15 protein-coding genes are annotated in these 16,032 nt (G+C 60.4%); 12 read left to right on the forward strand and 3 right to left on the reverse strand.

The features are described from left to right. Positions 1–73 precede the first annotated feature (73 nt). From I8E17_RS12995 to hemH, 8 genes are all read left to right on the forward strand, one after another. Entirely contained in the window at positions 74–1,234 is a 1,161-nt protein-coding gene (locus I8E17_RS12995) for an aminodeoxychorismate synthase component I (protein ID WP_069613250.1), read from the forward strand. Then, a complete protein-coding gene (locus I8E17_RS13000; protein ID WP_069613251.1) occupies positions 1,219–1,863 on the forward strand; it encodes an aminotransferase class IV family protein in 645 nt (214 codons plus the stop codon). Before I8E17_RS12995 ends, I8E17_RS13000 begins: the two co-directional genes overlap by 16 nt. Next, a complete protein-coding gene (locus I8E17_RS13005; RefSeq protein ID WP_069613252.1) occupies positions 1,864–2,148 on the forward strand; it encodes a YciI family protein in 285 nt (94 codons plus the stop codon). A gap of 267 nt (positions 2,149–2,415) precedes the next feature. Further along, positions 2,416–3,867, forward strand: a complete 1,452-nt coding sequence (locus I8E17_RS13010; protein ID WP_069613253.1) for a homospermidine synthase — start codon at positions 2,416–2,418, stop codon at positions 3,865–3,867. 179 nt (positions 3,868–4,046) lie between these two features. Next, complete coding sequence (locus I8E17_RS13015; RefSeq protein ID WP_069613254.1) at positions 4,047–4,436, forward strand: hypothetical protein; 390 nt, start codon at positions 4,047–4,049, stop codon at positions 4,434–4,436. Positions 4,437–4,464: 28 nt separating this feature from the next. Beyond that, positions 4,465–4,788, forward strand: coding sequence for a hypothetical protein (locus tag I8E17_RS13020; RefSeq protein WP_069613255.1), 324 nt, complete (start codon positions 4,465–4,467; stop codon positions 4,786–4,788). Positions 4,789–4,936: 148 nt separating this feature from the next. Beyond that, on the forward strand, positions 4,937–7,030 hold the full coding sequence (locus I8E17_RS13025; protein ID WP_113367573.1) for a 5'-nucleotidase C-terminal domain-containing protein: 2,094 nt from the start codon (positions 4,937–4,939) through the stop codon (positions 7,028–7,030). A 96-nt stretch (positions 7,031–7,126) separates the two neighbouring features. After that, positions 7,127–8,161: a ferrochelatase gene (gene hemH / locus I8E17_RS13030; RefSeq protein ID WP_069613257.1), complete on the forward strand. Its 1,035-nt coding sequence runs from the start codon at positions 7,127–7,129 to the stop codon at positions 8,159–8,161. A 34-nt stretch (positions 8,162–8,195) separates the two neighbouring features. Here the strand turns inward: hemH and I8E17_RS13035 are convergent, their stop codons facing one another. Beyond that, entirely contained in the window at positions 8,196–9,104 is a 909-nt protein-coding gene (locus I8E17_RS13035) for a S1C family serine protease (protein ID WP_069613258.1), read from the reverse strand. Between the two features lie 299 nt (positions 9,105–9,403). Between I8E17_RS13035 and I8E17_RS13040 the strand changes: the two genes are divergently transcribed. Beyond that, the gene (locus I8E17_RS13040) at positions 9,404–10,420 is read left to right on the forward strand and encodes an SPFH domain-containing protein (RefSeq protein WP_069613259.1); all 1,017 of its coding nucleotides are present in this window, start codon (positions 9,404–9,406) and stop codon (positions 10,418–10,420) included. Between the two features lies 1 nt (position 10,421). After that, positions 10,422–10,880: an NfeD family protein gene (locus I8E17_RS13045; RefSeq protein WP_069613260.1), complete on the forward strand. Its 459-nt coding sequence runs from the start codon at positions 10,422–10,424 to the stop codon at positions 10,878–10,880. Here the strand turns inward: I8E17_RS13045 and I8E17_RS13050 are convergent, their stop codons facing one another. Next, positions 10,881–11,876 (reverse strand): KpsF/GutQ family sugar-phosphate isomerase, encoded by a 996-nt coding sequence (locus tag I8E17_RS13050; RefSeq protein ID WP_069613261.1) that lies wholly within the window; start codon positions 11,874–11,876, stop codon positions 10,881–10,883. It abuts the gene before it with no gap. Between the two features lie 197 nt (positions 11,877–12,073). Between I8E17_RS13050 and I8E17_RS13055 the strand changes: the two genes are divergently transcribed. Further along, entirely contained in the window at positions 12,074–13,591 is a 1,518-nt protein-coding gene (locus I8E17_RS13055) for an outer membrane beta-barrel protein (protein ID WP_069613262.1), read from the forward strand. A 92-nt stretch (positions 13,592–13,683) separates the two neighbouring features. On the opposite strand, the gene galU is transcribed toward I8E17_RS13055, so the two are convergent. Then, positions 13,684–14,571: a UTP--glucose-1-phosphate uridylyltransferase GalU gene (galU, locus tag I8E17_RS13060; protein ID WP_069613263.1), complete on the reverse strand. Its 888-nt coding sequence runs from the start codon at positions 14,569–14,571 to the stop codon at positions 13,684–13,686. A gap of 203 nt (positions 14,572–14,774) precedes the next feature. Here galU and I8E17_RS13065 point away from each other — a divergent pair, with 203 nt between their 5' ends. Then, positions 14,775–15,998: a lytic murein transglycosylase gene (locus tag I8E17_RS13065; protein ID WP_069613264.1), complete on the forward strand. Its 1,224-nt coding sequence runs from the start codon at positions 14,775–14,777 to the stop codon at positions 15,996–15,998. Positions 15,999–16,032 lie beyond the last annotated feature (34 nt).

Below are 16,032 nucleotides of genomic sequence, written 5' to 3' on the forward strand. Positions count from 1 at the left end.
CAGGCGCGGAAGTCACGGCAATGGTGGACGTGCCTGACAAGTGACACCACAACGATCCGATCGAAATCCGCGCATGGCCGATGCCGTACCCTACGTCCTTTTCAGGGACGACAGCACAGGACAGATGATGATCTTCGCCGAACCGGCCGAGATCATTGTCGCCCATACGCGCGCGCAATTTTTCGATGCTCTCGATCGGATGGAGGAGGCCAAGCGGCAGGGACAATGGCTTGCCGGCTACATGGCCTATGAGGCAGGGCATCTTTTCGAGGAAAAGCTCGCCTCTTTTGCCGAAGAGAACAGGGAAACGCCCCTGCTCTGCTTCGGCATTTTCGGCGGTCCCGCTGCGGCCGACCATCCGCTCTGCCAGCCGGCCCAGCGCGTGGAAAACCAGGAATTCTTGACCGAGCCTAAAGCGGCCTGGAATTTCGATACATATAAGGCGCGCTTCGAGAGGCTGCACCAACATCTGCGCTTGGGTGACTGCTATCAGGCAAACCTGACCATGCCGATCCAGGCTCGCTGGAACGGCGACCCCCGCGCCGCCTTCTGGTCGCTGATCGAACGGCAGCCGGTGAAATACGGCGCGCTCGTCGATCTCGGCGGCCCGATCATCCTCTCTCGTTCGCCGGAGCTTTTCTTCCGCACGGACGAGGACGGTTGGATCGAGACGCATCCGATGAAGGGCACGGCCAGGCGCGGCGCAAATGCTGCCGAGGACGAGCGCATCATCACCGCCATGCTCGCCGACGAGAAGACGCGGGCCGAAAACCGCATGATCGTCGACTTGCTTCGCAACGATATCTCCCGCATCACTGAGGTCGGCACGCTGGATGTGCCGAAACTCTTCGAGATCGAGACTTACCCGACCCTGCACCAGATGGTCAGCCATGTGCAGGCGAAGCTGCTTCCGGGCATATCGATCCGCGATATCCTTGCAGCACTCTTTCCCTGCGGCTCGATCACCGGTGCGCCGAAAATGCGGGCGATGGAAATCCTGCATGAATTGGAAGACGGCCCGCGCGACGCCTATTGCGGCGCGGTCGGCATGATCTCGCCTGGCGGCGCCATGCGTTTTTCCGTGGCGATCCGCACGATCACGCTTTTCGAAGACGGTCGCGCGGTGTTCAATGTCGGCGGAGGCATCGTCTTCGATTCGACGGCGGAAGCGGAATATGAAGAATGCCTCCTTAAGGCGCGCTTCGCCGTGGGGGACCGATGGATCGACCGGTAGAGGACTTTTCCCTGATCGAGACGCTGCGCTACGAGCCGGAAACCGGCTTCGTTCGCCTGCGCCTGCATCTCGCCCGTCTGCAGCGCTCCGCCCGCCGCCTCGGCTTTTCAGCTCCAAAGAACGTGCTCGGAAAACTGGAACAGGCGATTGCCGGTACCGCTGCGCCCTTGAGGGTTCGGCTGACACTGGACCGCGAAGGCAAAACGGAGGTGACGACCGCTCCCTTCGTCCCGCTTTTGCCTGATACCGTCTGGCGCTTGCGCGTCGCTGCGACCCGGCTCGATTCCTCCGATAAGCTGCTGCGTTTCAAAACCACGCGACGAGGCATCTATGAAGCCGCGCGCGCGGAATATCGGCCAGACGAGGCAGACGAAGTCCTGCTCCTCAATGAAAAGGATGAGGTTTGCGAGGGGACCATAACCTCGGTCTTCCTCGAGGATAGCGAGGACCTTCTCCGCACTCCCCCCATATCATCCGGTCTGCTTGCCGGTGTCCTTCGCACCGAACTCATCTGCCAGCGCAAGGCCCGTGTCGGCCGCATCCGGCTCGACGACCTGAGAGATCGCCCCCTCTATGTCGGAAACTCACTGCGCGGCCTGGTCCGCGCGCAACTCCATGGAATTGATTGAATGTTCATTCTGTCGCTTACCTACCTCAAGGGCAATGACGAAGCCGATAAGCATATGGGGTCGCATATGGCCTGGGTAAAGGAAGGCTATGCCAGGGGCTGGTTCCTCGCCTCCGGCCGCAAGGTGCCGCGCACAGGCGGCGTCATCTTCGCCCGCGGCGAGCGAGCGGAACTGGAGGCCTATGTCGCTGCCGACCCCTTTACCATCCACGGCGTCGCCATTTACGAAGTCCAGGAAATCGCTCTGACCACGGTTACCGACGGATTGGAAAGCCTGAAGGCCTAAGCGGCGGAAGGCGCTTGCCTTCCGCTCCATTCCGTTTATGTCAGCGAAAACCAACCCTGAGAGCAACAAACTCGTCGCATATGGCGTGTATGTTGGCCTCGACTTGACTTTGGCCGGCTAACCCTCAACAGCTCTTTATTGTGACATCAAATTATGATTAGAGCCGCTCACCTCGCGTTTTCGCGCAAACTCTGCCAGCGCTTTCGCGCCAACTCTAACTAGATTTCGTGAACCGAACGGCGCCCTTGCCTTTCGAAGGAGAAAAGAATGACGAAACAAAACTATCCGGTATATGCCGAAATTACCGGTCCGATCGTAATGATCGGCTTTGGCTCCATTGGCCGTGGCACTCTGCCCCTGATCGAGCGCCATTTCAAATTCGACAAGAGCCGGATGGTCGTCATCGACCCGCGTGAAGAGCCAGCAGATATGGAAATCCTGGCAAAGCACGGCGTCCGTCATATCAAGGAATATGTCACCAAGGACAATTACAAGGATCTTCTGAAGCCGCTCCTGACGGAAGGCGGCGGCCAGGGCTTCTGCGTCAATCTCTCGGTCGATACCGGCTCGCTCGATCTGGTCAAGCTGTGCCGCAAGCTCGACGTGCTCTATATCGATACCGTCGTCGAGCCCTGGCTCGGCTTCTACTTCGACAAGGGCCTGAAGAACGCCGACCGCACCAACTATGCCCTGCGCGAAACCATGCGCAAGGAGAAGGAAAAGAACCCGGGCGGCACGACGGCCGTTTCCACCTGCGGCGCAAACCCGGGCATGGTTTCCTGGTTCGTCAAGCAGGCGCTCGTCAACCTCGCCAAGGATATTGGCCTGAAATTCGAAGAGCCGGATCAGCACGATCGCGAAGGCTGGGCCAAGCTGATGAAGAAGGTCGGTGTCAAGGGCGTTCACATCGCCGAACGCGACACGCAGCGCACCAAGCATCCGAAGCCGCTCAACGTCTTCTGGAACACCTGGTCGGTCGAAGGCTTCATCTCCGAAGGCATGCAGCCGGCAGAACTCGGCTGGGGCACGCACGAAAACTGGATGCCGAAGAACGCCAAGAAACACAAGAAGGGCTGCAAGGCCGCCATCTATCTGGAGCAGCCGGGCGCCAACACCCGTGTGCGCACCTGGTGCCCGACGCCCGGCCCGCAATACGGCTTCCTCGTCACCCATAACGAGTCGATCTCGATCGCCGACTATTTCACCGTGCGCGACAAGGACGGCGAGGTCACCTTCCGCCCGACCTGCCACTACGCCTATCATCCGGCCAACGACGCCGTGCTTTCGCTGCACGAAATGTTCGGCAACGGCGGCACGCCGCAGCCGGTTCATCACGTTCTCGACGAGGACGAGCTGGAAGACGGCATCGACGAACTCGGCGTGCTGCTCTACGGCCATGCCAAGAACGCCTACTGGTACGGCTCGCGCCTGTCTCTCGAAGAGACGCGCCGCATCGCTCCATACCAGAATGCTACCGGTCTGCAGGTGACATCGGCCGTTCTCGCCGGCATGGTCTGGGCGCTGGAGAATCCGAAAGCCGGCATCGTCGAAGCCGACGAAATCGACTACAAGCGCTGCCTCGAAGTACAGTTGCCCTATCTCGGCCCGGTCGAAGGTCACTACACCGACTGGACCCCGCTCGATGGTCGCCCGGGCCTCTTCCCGGAAGACATCGACACCAAGGATCCCTGGCAGTTCCGGAACATTCTGGTCCGCTAAGGGTATAGTGTCAGCTTGATGCAAGAGCGAATGCCCGCACAGGTCGTGCGGGCATTTTTGTTACGCAAGCCAGATAAATCAAGCAGATCGCCTGTGAAGGCTTGCTTTAGCTCGATGGCCGCGCCATCTTCCTTGCAACCGCTACGCCTTTAGACCGCCTCTATTCGCGGGAGATATTTATGAAGATGAGAACCGTTCTTGCCCTCCTCGCTGCTGCGGCAGCTTTATCTGCCTGCGTGGATTTTGGCGGCTCCAGACCGCCGCCGATGACGATGAATCCGGGCGGCGGCCAGCCGCGCACGAATTCCGTGGAAGGCAGCTGGGCCGATTCCAACGGTTTGAACTCGACATTTACCGGCGGCCGATTCGAAACGCACACCACGGATGGCACGAACCAGCAGATGGCCTCCGGAACCTATACGACCGATCCGTCGGGCATGATCCAGATCAACCTCTATTCGAACATCAAGCGCACCTCGTCGAAGGTCAATTGCTTCCTGGCCAATCCCAGCCAGCTCAACTGCACCTCCGAAACCGGCGGACACTTCTCGCTCAATCGCCAGGGCTGATAAAGGCCTGATGGACGGATAAGGCATCATGCGCGAAATGCCGATCCTCTATCTGTTACTGATCGCAGCATTATCCGTCGCCATTCTGGCGGCGGTCCTCCCCGCAAATAGCTATCAAACCCAGGGCATCGACGCCCTTGATTGCGATGGCCCCGCGAGCGTCCTCCTTTTCGCCGTACCGGCTTTGCTCATTTTCCGCGCCAGCGCTATTCTGCTCTACCGAAAGCGGAATCGACGCCTTCATCTTGTCACCGCCCTCCGCTGTGTGCTCGTCTTCTGCTCTATCGGCTGGAATGCCGCTGCGGCATTGCGGGAGTCCTATGGACCCGCCTCCGCCGAGGCATGCGCCTGATCCGGCAGCGCATTTCGCCGCTTTGTAAAAATCCTAATAACGCCAACAGCTTTTGCTTGCACTCGCTCCGTCGTGATGAAAACATTGCCGTGGGGGACCGCCTTGGGGCATTGGCGGGCCGGATTGCAATGACCAACAGGAGAGACAGATGAAGCAGCCCTTCGGAGTGGGTCTTTTGGCCGCCACGCTGCTGGCGCTTAGTACCAGCGCCGCCTTCGCGGACTATCAGCTCAACATCCTGCACTTCAACGATTTCCATTCGCGCGTCGAATCGATCAATAAATTCGACGCCACCTGCTCTGCAGCCGAGGAAGCCAAGAACGAGTGCTTCGGCGGTGCGGCACGGCTGAAAGCCGCCATCGACCAGCGGCGTGCCGCCCTTGCCGGCCAGAACGTAGTCGTCCTCGACGCCGGCGACAATTTCCAGGGCTCCCTGTTCTACACCACCTACAAGGGTGCGGCCGAAGTCGAGTTTCTCAACGACATGAAGATCGACGCCATGACGGTCGGCAATCACGAATTCGACGATGGCGAAGGCCCGTTGGCCGCCTTCCTCGACAAGGCGCAGTTCCCCGTTGTAACAGCCAATCTGGTGGTCGACGACCAGTCGAAGCTCGGCAACCGCATCAAGAAGTCGATCGTGCTCGATATCGGCGGCCAGAAGATCGGCATCGTCGGTGCGGTGACCACCGAAACGCCTGAACTCGCCTCCCCCGGCCCGCATGTGAAGATCACCGATGATGCCGCCGCAATCAGCGCCGAAGTCGACGCGCTGAAATCGCAGGGCGTCAACAAGATCATCGCGCTCACCCATGTCGGCTATCCCCGCGATGTCGAGAAGATCGCCAAGATCGCCGGCGTCAGCGTCGTTGTCGGCGGCCACTCGCATACGCTCCTGTCGAATACCGATCCGAAGGCAGCCGGCCCCTATCCGACCATGGTCGACAATCCGGCAGGCTATAAGGTGCCCGTCGTTCAGGCCGCGTCCTACAGCAAATATCTCGGGGACATCGTCGTCACCTTCGATGACAATGGCGCCGTCAAGGACGCCAAAGGCGATCCGATCCTGCTCGATTCCGCCATCAAGCCGGATCCGACAATCCTCGCCCGCGTGCAGGAGATGGCAAAGCCGATCGAGGAACTGCGCAAGAAGGTCATCGGCAATTCGCAAGGGCCGATCGAAGGCGCGCGAGAAGTCTGCCGCGTTCGGGAATGCTCAATGGGCAATCTTGTCGCCGATGCGATGCTTGACCGCACCAAGACGCAGGGCATTTCCATCGCCATCCAGAACGGCGGCGGCCTGCGCGCCTCGATCGCCGCAGGCGATGTCAGCATGGGCGACGTGCTGACCGTGCTGCCCTTCCAGAACACGGTCGCAACCTTCCAGCTGACCGGAGCAGACGTGAAAGCGGCACTCGAAAACGGCCTCAGCCAGATCGATGACGGCGCCGGCCGCTTCCCGCAGGTCGCCGGCCTCAAATATAGCTTCGACAAGTCAAAGCCGCCGGGCAGCCGACTTGTCTCCGTCGACGTGCAGGAAGGCACCGAGTTCAAGCCGATCGATCCCGAAAAGACCTATGGCGTCGTCAGCAACAACTACATGCGCGCCGGCGGCGACGGCTACGCCGTCTTCGCAAAGGACGGCAAGAACGCCTACGATTTCGGCCCCAATCTGGAATCGGTGGTCGCCGATTATCTTGGCGCACACAATCCGTACAAGCCCTACACGGACGGCCGCATAACCCAGATAGCCGCGGCAGCGCCGGCTGCGCAGCCGGAACCCGCAAAGCCCGCCGATACCACGCAGACAGCGCCGGAGCAGAAGCCGGCAGCGGCCGCTGGCGATAGCGGTGGCGCGTCGTCCACGACGACGCCTCCGGCCTCCTCGCCTCCCACGGTGACAACGCCAAACACCACCATGCCGGCGAATCCGGCGGCTGCGCCGTCCGCCCCGGCAAAATCGGATCCGGCAGCCTCGACGCCCGTCACATCAGCTCCAGCAGCGGAAACTCCGGCTGCACCTGCAACCACAGCTCCGGCAACAGCGACGCCGGAGGCCAAGGTCAACGAGCCGCCAAAGACGCCGGCAACCCACATTGTCGTTGCCGGCGACACGCTCTGGGATCTTGCCAAGACTTATTACGGCAATGCCAAACAATGGCACAAACTCGTTGCCGCCAATCGCAATATCAAGCCACATCATCTGACGGTTGGCGAAAAGTTGAAGATTCCGGCCAAGTAAGACGATTTATCTCGCTTGCTCCAGCCGGTCCGGGCTTTCCCGGACCGGCTTTTGTTCTTATGTGAAGTGCTTCGTATTTTGAGAGGAATTCAATCGATGACAGCAGACCTGACCACGCTTTCGCCCGGTCATCCCAGCGTGAAATACGGCAAGGTCGGCGTTCTGCTCATCAATTTGGGAACGCCTGACGGCACCGATTACTCCTCGATGCGCCGCTACCTCCGTGAATTCCTGACAGACCGCCGGGTCATCGAGTGGTCGCGCTGGAAATGGTACCCGATCCTGTTTGGCATCGTCCTCAATACCCGACCGCAAAAGGTCGGCAAGGCCTATGAGACGATCTGGAACAAGGATAAGAACGAGAGCTATCTGCGCACCTATACGCGCAACCAGTCCGACCTGATGGCCGAGCGGCTGCGCGACCTGCCCAACGTCAAGGTCGACTGGGCCATGCGTTACGGTCAGCCCTCGATCGCCGATCGCATCCAGGCGCTAAAGGACGATGGCTGCGAGCGCATCGTGCTCTTTCCGCTCTATCCGCAATATGCGGCGGCAACGACGGCGACGGTCAACGACAAGGCCTTCGAGAAACTACAGAAGATGCGCTGGCAGCCGGCCATCCGCACCGTCCCGCAATATCACGACGACGAGGCCTATATAGAGGCGCTCGCCAATTCCGTGACCCGGCACCTCTCGACGCTGGACTGGCAGCCGGAAAAGATCATCGCCTCCTTCCACGGCATCCCCATGTCCTACTTCAAACTCGGCGACCCCTATTACTGTTTCTGTCAGAAGACCGGCCGGTTGCTGCGCGAGAAGCTTGGCCTATCCGAAGATCAGTTCATGGTTACATTCCAGTCCCGCTTCGGCCCGGAGGAATGGCTACAACCCTATACGGACAAGACGGTGGAAGAGCTTGCCAGGAACGGCACCAAGCGCCTCGCGGTGCTCAATCCCGGCTTCGTCTCCGACTGCCTGGAGACGCTGGAAGAGATCGCCGAGCAGGCGGCCGAATCCTTCCACCACAATGGCGGCGAAAAATTCACTCACATTCCCTGTCTCAACGACAGCGAAGACGGCATGAACGTGCTGGAAAAAGTCGTACGGCGGGAGTTGCTCGGCTGGGTTTGACCGGAGCGCCGGGATTGATCCCGGCGACGCGCGCCTACTGAAGCTGCGGCTTTTTGAGGAAGCTGCCGCGATCAGCGGACTTGACGCGCAGCCATGCCTCGCGGCCATCGCGCAACACACGCATGGGGATCTCGGAACCAGCCGGACCGCTCTCCCAGATCTTGCGGTAGAAATCGGCGAGCCCATCGACTTCGCCGTCCCGGATTTCGGAAATGACATCGCCGCGACGCAAGCCAGCCTTGGCGGCCGGCCCCCCCTCGGTGACGCTCATGACGACGACTTCGCCATTGCTTTCGGCCGAGAAGGCACCGAGCCAAGGCCGCGGCGGCTTGTTGACCCGACCGCGCTTGATCAGATCGTCCAGGATCGGCATCAAAAGGTTGATCGGCACGATCATGTTGATATCGGCGCTGTCGCCCTTCTCCGTCGCCATCTGCAAGTGTAGCGAGCCGATGCCGAGAAGCTTGCCGTCCTCGTCGATAAGAGCCGCACCTCCCCAGGATGGATGGGCGGGTGCCGTGAAGATTGCCTCGTCAAGCAGATATTCCCAATAGCCGGCGAATTCCTGCTTTGCGACGATCTTCGCCTCGACAAACTGTCCGATCCCGTCAGCGATGACGACTTCGTCACCGATCTCAGCCTTGTCGGTATCGCCGAATTCGAGGGCGGGCACATCGAGAGGTCCGAGCGCCTGCACGAGGCCGAAACCCGTTTCCTGATCGTAAGCAAGCGCATGACCGGGCACGACGCGACCGCTATTGGTCGTGAGCCAGACCTCGTCGGCTTCGGTGATGAGATAACCGATCGTCAATACCAGGCCGTTTCCGCGAATGACGACGCCACTGCCCTCTCTGCGGGTGCCGAGCGTTGCCGCCGTGAAGGCATCTTCCGGAATTGAGGCGTGCACGGCCACAACCGACCGCAAGGTCCTATCTAAGTTCATAGCTTCACCCTGATAATGCGCTAAGGCTTGGCCCGGGAAGCTGCCTGGCAGCGAGGCCGGAAATCTCCATATAAAGTATGAATATCAATCGGCGGGCGCAAGACCCAGACGGTGATTGGTTGACCTGCCTCATAGCAAAACGCCTGCTGTAGCCCCATTCCTCACTTGCTGAGAACATGCTAACCCACCACATAAGATTGAGCTGCCGTCTCGTGAGCTCGACCGAGCATAGCGAGGCGAACGGTGGCGGTTTAGGCGACGCGAGCCTCCTCAGACAGCCGCGTCCATGGAGGAGTTCGATGGTAGTGGGTGGTTTCAGCATCGTTGTGATTGCCTTGGTGGTCTTCGTCATTCTGGTGCTGTTTGCGGGCATCAAGACCGTACCTCAGGGCTATCGATACACAGTTCAGCGCTTCGGCCGCTATATCCGGACGCTGGAACCGGGACTCAACCTGATCGTGCCCTTCATCGAAACAATCGGGGTGCGGATGAACGTGATGGAGCAGGTATTGGCCGTGCCGACCCAGGAGGTCATCACCAAGGACAATGCGAGCGTTTCCGCCGATGCAGTCGCTTTCTTCCAGGTACTGAATGCGGCGCAGGCCGCCTATCAGATCACCAATCTGGAAACCGCGATCCTCAACCTCACCAAGACCAATATCCGCTCCGTCATGGGCTCCATGGATCTGGACGAGCTTCTGTCCAATCGCGATGCCATCAACGAACGACTGCTGCGCGTGGTCGATGAGGCGGTAGAGCCCTGGGGCATCAAGGTGACACGCGTCGAAATCAAGGACATCCAACCACCAAAGGATCTCGTCGACGCCATGGGTCGGCAGATGAAGGCCGAACGCGAAAAGCGCGCCCAGGTCCTGGAGGCGGAAGGCCTGCGCAACGCCCAGATCCTGCGCGCCGAAGGTGCCAAACAGGCGGCGGTCCTACAAGCCGAGGGTCAGCGCGAAGCCGCCTTCCGCAATGCCGAGGCGCGCGAGCGCCTGGCCGAGGCCGAAGCCAAGGCGACCCGCGTGGTATCCGAAGCGATTGCCGAGGGTAACGTGCAGGCGATCAACTACTTCGTTGCCCAGAAATACACCGAAGCCCTGACCGCGATCGGCTCCGCCAGCAATTCGAAGATCGTCCTCATGCCGGTGGAGGCGAGCTCCATCATCGGCTCGCTCGGCGGTATCGGCGCCATCGCCCGCGAAGTCTTCGGCGACAATGGCGACGGCAACGGCGCGACGCAGCCGGCCCGCCCGCGTTCCAGCCCCGCCCGCACAACGCCAACGATCAATCCGCTGCCACCGAAGGAGAGCTGAGATGTTCGACAATCTCATCGTCGAACTCGGCCCCTGGAGCTGGTGGCTCGCCGGTCTGGCGCTGCTTGCCGCCGAACTCGTCTTGCCCGGCTTCTTCCTGGTATGGATCGGGCTCGCCGCGATCATCGTCGGCGCCTTGTCGCTTCTGTTTTGGGAAAACAGCTTCTGGGTCTGGCAGGTTCAAGGGCTGGTCTTCGCTGCCATGGCTGTTATCGTCACCCTGCTCGGCCGCCGCTATCTCTATAACAACAACCAGGTGACCGACGAGCCGTTCCTGAACCAGCGCGGCGCCAGTCTGGTCGGGCGCACGGCAACGCTCGACCAGCCGATAGCCGAAGGCCGCGGGCGCATTCGCCTCAATGACACTTATTGGACGGTCAACGGACCGGACTTGCCGGTCGGCACCCGCGTCAAAGTGGTCGCCAGCAACGGCCGCGACCTCACCGTCGAACCGGTCTGATCAGGCGACGCCGATACGCAGCAGATCGTGGAAATGCACGACGCCGATCGGCCGGCGCGCATCGTCTACGACGATCAGCGCCGAAATATTGTGGCGATTGAGCACGGCCATGGCGCTTGTCGCCAGCGTCGTTTCCTTGACCGTCTTCGGATTGCGGGTCATCACCTCGTCCACGCGCATCTCGGCGAGGCTGGTGCCGAGATTGCGGGCGATATCGCCATCGGTGACGATGCCACAGAGGCAACCGTCGTCATCGATCACACCGACACAGCCGAAGCGCATTTGCGAAAGCGTCATCGCCGCCTCCGGCATGCCGGTGCCGAGCTTGACGAGCGGCACACGGTCGCCCTTGTGCATGATATCGGCCACATGCGAGAGGCTGGCGCCGAGTTTGCCACCCGGATGGAAGGTGCGGAAATCCTCGGCCGTAAAGCCGCGCGCTTCCAGAAGAGCGACGGTCAGCGCATCGCCGATCGCAAGCTGCAGCAGCGTCGATGTCGTCGGCGCCAGACCGTGCGGGCAAGCTTCCTGCTCCCTAGGCAGCAGCAACACCACATCCGATTCGCGCGCGAGCGTCGATGTCTCACCGGCGGTGATCGCGATCATCGGGATCGAAAAGCGCCGGGAATAGCTGATGATGCCGCGAAGTTCGGCGCTTTCGCCGCCCCAAGAGATGGCAATGATGACATCATCCTGGGTGATCATGCCGAGATCGCCGTGATTGGCTTCGACCGGATGAACGAAGAAAGCCGGCGTACCCGTGGAAGCCAGACTTGCGGCCAGCTTGTTGCCGATATGGCCGCTCTTGCCGACACCGGTGATGACAACACGACCTCTGATATCGCCGATGAGCTCGACAGCGCGGCTGAAGGGCTCGGCCAGACCATTGGTCAGTGCGCGTTCCAGCGCTTCCATGCCCCGTCTCTCGGTCTCGATCGTTCGCATCGCGGATTCGATCGCACCGTTCTCGATGAGTCTTACAGCTCTCTTATTCATGAGCGAGGCCTAACGCTTTTCTGCAAATCTGTCCACCAAAGATCGACTTATGGCGATACGACAGCCTGCAGCGCCTTCCCGACAAATATTATCGAACCCTTTCTTGTCGCCATCACTTGGCAACCAAGCGTTAACCACGCGGCTTTACACTTGGGTAAGAATTTAGGTCATTTCCAGCAGGGTCAGATATAAACAACATGGGCATCGGCAAGGACAAGGCGGGTCATGGTGCCTTCCGGCTGGCGGCATGGGCGACCTCCGCCGTGCTCGGCTGGGGTATCGCATTTGCCGCACCGCTGCCGGTCAACGCGCAATCCTTGCCATCCGACCAGAACGCCGACGATACCTTGCCGGCGTCGACGACGGCATCTCCGACCGATCCGAATGCCGCACCCAACACCGACAACCAGGCGGCCACGCCAACAAACCAGGCGTCGACCTCCAGCGACGCACCCTTGAACGCGCCGCTGCGCCTCACCGGCATCGACCCTACAACCACCGGCTCGACGCTGGATAACGATCTGCGCCGCGTGAACCTGCGCGAACCAAGCGTTGATGACCTGAGAGCCCGCCGGTATCCGGATCGGGCAGATGCACAGGGCATCCCGCTCGGCACCTTCACTCTGAAGCCTTCGATCAACCAGTCGATCAACATCGAGCGGGATCGCACCGGCGACACCAAGGATAACCGCGGCTTTTTGCAGACCGACTTGCGCAGTACCCTGACTTCGGACTGGGACAGACATGCCCTGACCGTCACCGGTGAGGGCGTCTGGCAGAAGAACATCAGCGGCACCGGCGAGGAAAAGCCAACCGTCAACCTCAATGCCGATCTGCGTCTGGATCTTCCCGCCGACACGACTGCGCATGTCACCGCCGGCTATCAATTCTTCCGTGAGGACACGAGCGATCCGAATGCGATTGCCGGCGCCTCGAAGCAATCCGCCGTCAACCAGTACACGGCCGGGCTCTCGTTGGAACGCGATTTCGGCCTGCTGCGCGGCACGACGGCCGTGGCGCTGACACGCAGCGTCTATTCTGACGCCGTGCTTTCGGATGGGACGACGGTCACCCTCAGCGATCGCAATCAGACGGCCGGAACCTGGCGCGGCCGCATCGGCTACGAGCTGTCACCCGCCATCATTCCCTTCGTCGAAGTCACTCTCGGTCGCGCCGTCTACGATCAGACGCGCGACAGCAACGGTTATGCCCGCTCGAACCAGAGCTATGGCGGCAAGGGCGGTGTCGAATTCGACCTCGGTGAAAAATTCAAGGGTGAGCTTGGTTTCGGCTACCAGCACACGCAATTCGACGATTCGCGCCTGGGCTCGGTCGACTCGCCGACGATCGATGGCAGCCTCGCCTGGTCGCCACAGCGCGGCACCGATATCAGCGTCGGCCTTTCGACGACCGTACAACCTTCGACCACGGCCGGCCTCAGCGGCTACACCGCTTATCAGCTCACGAGCACCATAAGCCATCAGCTGCGCGACGATCTCACCGCCAAGCTGACGGGAGGCCCGACGTGGCGCAATTACCCCTCCAATGGCAGCGCCGCCGACGAAATCGAATACGACGCCGCTTTCGGGCTAACCTGGGGGATCAACCGTTATCTCGATCTTACCAGCAATGTCGGTTATCAGCTGACAACGAGGGATGTGGGCGACAGCACCCGGCAGTTCCAGGCCGGCCTCGGTTTGACGGTAAAACGCTAAGCACCGCCTTCGCTTAGATCCAAACTACCCGCTCAAATGAATCGAGGCCCAGCATATGCCGGACCTCAAGATTTTCTCAAAAGGTCGGATCCCTATTTCAGGGCTGCGATCAGCGCCTTGAACTCATCCTCAATGGTCGGGCGGATGTCGTCACGCGCCAGGGCGAAGGCGACGTTGGCAAGGATGAAGCCGTCCTTTGCACCACAATCGAATGTCTGGCCGCGGAAATGATAGCCGGCGAAATCCTGCGTCTTGGCAAGCTTCAGCATGCCGTCCGTCAGCTGGATCTCGTTGCCGGCGCCGCGCTCCTGACTTTCGAGGATACGGAAGATTTCCGGCTGCAGGATGTAGCGACCGTTGATAAAGAAGTTGGACGGAGCCGTGCCCTTGGCCGGCTTTTCGACCATTTCCGTGATGCGGAAGCCGCTGCCGATCGTCTCGCCGACGCCAACGATACCATACTTATGAGTCTGATCCGGCGCGCATTCCTCGACGGCGATGACATTGCCGCCGCTGTGCTCATAAAGCTCGATCATGCCCTTCATGCAGCCCTTTTCGGCGCGCATGACCATGTCGGGCAGCAGCAGCGCAAACGGCTCGTCGCCGACGATCTCGCGGGCGCACCAGACGGCGTGGCCGAGACCGAGCGGCTCCTGCTGGCGCGTGAAGCTTGCCGTGCCGGCCTTCGGCAGCAGGCCGCTCAGCAGCGACAATTCGGCATTCTTGTTACGCTGGCGCAGCGTCTGCTCAAGCTCGAACTGAATATCGAAATAATCTTCGATAACATGCTTGCTGCGGCCGGTGACGAACACGAAATGCTCGATGCCCGCTTCCATCGCCTCGTCGACGACATACTGGATCACCGGCTTATCCACGACGGTCAGCATTTCCTTCGGCACCGCCTTGGTCGCCGGCAAGAACCGCGTCCCTAGTCCGGCGACCGGAAATACTGCCTTACGAACCTTCTTATGCTGTCCCACGCATACCTCCTGGGCATTAAATCAGTTGGCACAAAGCCATTCTAAAGGTCAGTAGATTAGATTTGCTACTGTTTTGCAAATAATGACTGACGCAAACTTCCATGGTAAAGAATTTGTTGACTTCGTTCGTTTAGCGTCACGCATGGGCCGATGCAACGCGCATCGCCGCACCGAAATCCAACGATTGATGGACAAGGCTGTAGATGACCGTAAACCGCAAACACTCCCTTCGTGGTCTCGCTCTGGCGCTCGCGCTCGGCGCCTTGGCGGGATTCCTTCCCGTTAACGCCAATGCTGACCCTGGGTTCCAGAAATGGATCGCGGGCTTCTACGCCACCGCCGCAAAGAGCGGCATTACGCAATCCACCTATCGCAATGCATTTGCCGGTGTAACCGATCCGGACCCCACGGTGCTTGAAAAGGCGCAATACCAGCCGGAATTCAAGTCCCAGATCTGGGATTACCTCGACTCCCGTGTCAATCCCTATACGGTCGATATTGGCCGCAAGATGGCGGTCAAGTACGGGTCCACACTGCGCACGCTCGAACAACATTTCGGCGTCGATCGCAATATCATGCTGGCCATCTGGTCGATGGAGTCGAATTACGGCGAGGTTCTCGCCAAGAACGATCGGCTGCATTATGTCCCCCGCGCGCTGGCGACCCTTGCCTATGCCGATCCGAAGCGGGCGAACTACGCCAAGAAGCAGCTCATCGCCGCCCTGAAAATCCTGCAGAAGGGCGATATCTCGCGCAAGGACCTGAACGGCTCCTGGGCCGGCGCCATGGGCCATACGCAGTTCATTCCGACGAGCTATCTGCTCTATGCCGTCGATGCCGACGGCAGCGGCCATGCCGATATCTGGAATTCCGTTCCGGACGCCCTGGCGACAACAGCCAATCTTCTCGCCAAGAATGGTTGGGATACCGGCCGGACGTGGGGTTACGAGGTGGTCGTGCCGCCCGGCGGCAGCGCCCAGGCAGGCAAGACGCATACGATCGCGCAATGGGTCGCACTCGGTTTCGTGCGTCCCAACGGCAAGGGTTTCCGCACGACCTCCGACCGTGCGCAGCTGAAAATGCCCGGCGGGCCGAACGGTCCCGGCTTCCTGATGACCGGCAACTTCTTCACCATCAAGCGCTACAACGCCTCCGACAGCTATGCATTGGCCGTCGGTCTGCTCGCGGACCAGATCGCCGGATATGGCGGCATGCAGCAATCCTGGCCGCGTCCGAGCGGCGCGCTCGACGTCAAGCAGAAATTCGAACTGCAGACGCGTCTGAAGGAGCTCGGCTATTATGACGGCGTGGTCGACGGGAATTTCGGCTCGGGCTCGAAGGCCGCGATATCGGCGGTCCAGCAGCGCATGGGCATGGATGCGGACGGCGAGCCTTCGATGAGCCTGCTGAAAGCATTGCGCAAGTAGGCCGCCTCCAGCGAATCCGGGATCGTCAGGACGA

This window comes from Rhizobium sp. AB2/73 (assembly GCF_020871915.1).
GTDB classification, from domain to species: domain Bacteria; phylum Pseudomonadota; class Alphaproteobacteria; order Rhizobiales; family Rhizobiaceae; genus Rhizobium; species Rhizobium dioscoreae.

Coding starts and splice junctions, on each gene's coding strand:
- I8E17_RS12995 (WP_069613250.1), top strand. CDS start 74: ATGGCCGATGCCGTACCCTACGTCCTTTTCAGGGACGACAGCACAGGA.
- I8E17_RS13000 (WP_069613251.1), top strand. CDS start 1,219: ATGGATCGACCGGTAGAGGACTTTTCCCTGATCGAGACGCTGCGCTAC.
- I8E17_RS13005 (WP_069613252.1), top strand. CDS start 1,864: ATGTTCATTCTGTCGCTTACCTACCTCAAGGGCAATGACGAAGCCGAT.
- I8E17_RS13010 (WP_069613253.1), top strand. CDS start 2,416: ATGACGAAACAAAACTATCCGGTATATGCCGAAATTACCGGTCCGATC.
- I8E17_RS13015 (WP_069613254.1), top strand. CDS start 4,047: ATGAAGATGAGAACCGTTCTTGCCCTCCTCGCTGCTGCGGCAGCTTTA.
- I8E17_RS13020 (WP_069613255.1), top strand. CDS start 4,465: ATGCGCGAAATGCCGATCCTCTATCTGTTACTGATCGCAGCATTATCC.
- I8E17_RS13025 (WP_113367573.1), top strand. CDS start 4,937: ATGAAGCAGCCCTTCGGAGTGGGTCTTTTGGCCGCCACGCTGCTGGCG.
- hemH (WP_069613257.1), top strand. CDS start 7,127: ATGACAGCAGACCTGACCACGCTTTCGCCCGGTCATCCCAGCGTGAAA.
- I8E17_RS13035 (WP_069613258.1), bottom strand. CDS start 9,104: ATGAACTTAGATAGGACCTTGCGGTCGGTTGTGGCCGTGCACGCCTCA.
- I8E17_RS13040 (WP_069613259.1), top strand. CDS start 9,404: ATGGTAGTGGGTGGTTTCAGCATCGTTGTGATTGCCTTGGTGGTCTTC.
- I8E17_RS13045 (WP_069613260.1), top strand. CDS start 10,422: ATGTTCGACAATCTCATCGTCGAACTCGGCCCCTGGAGCTGGTGGCTC.
- I8E17_RS13050 (WP_069613261.1), bottom strand. CDS start 11,876: ATGAATAAGAGAGCTGTAAGACTCATCGAGAACGGTGCGATCGAATCC.
- I8E17_RS13055 (WP_069613262.1), top strand. CDS start 12,074: ATGGGCATCGGCAAGGACAAGGCGGGTCATGGTGCCTTCCGGCTGGCG.
- I8E17_RS13065 (WP_069613264.1), top strand. CDS start 14,775: ATGACCGTAAACCGCAAACACTCCCTTCGTGGTCTCGCTCTGGCGCTC.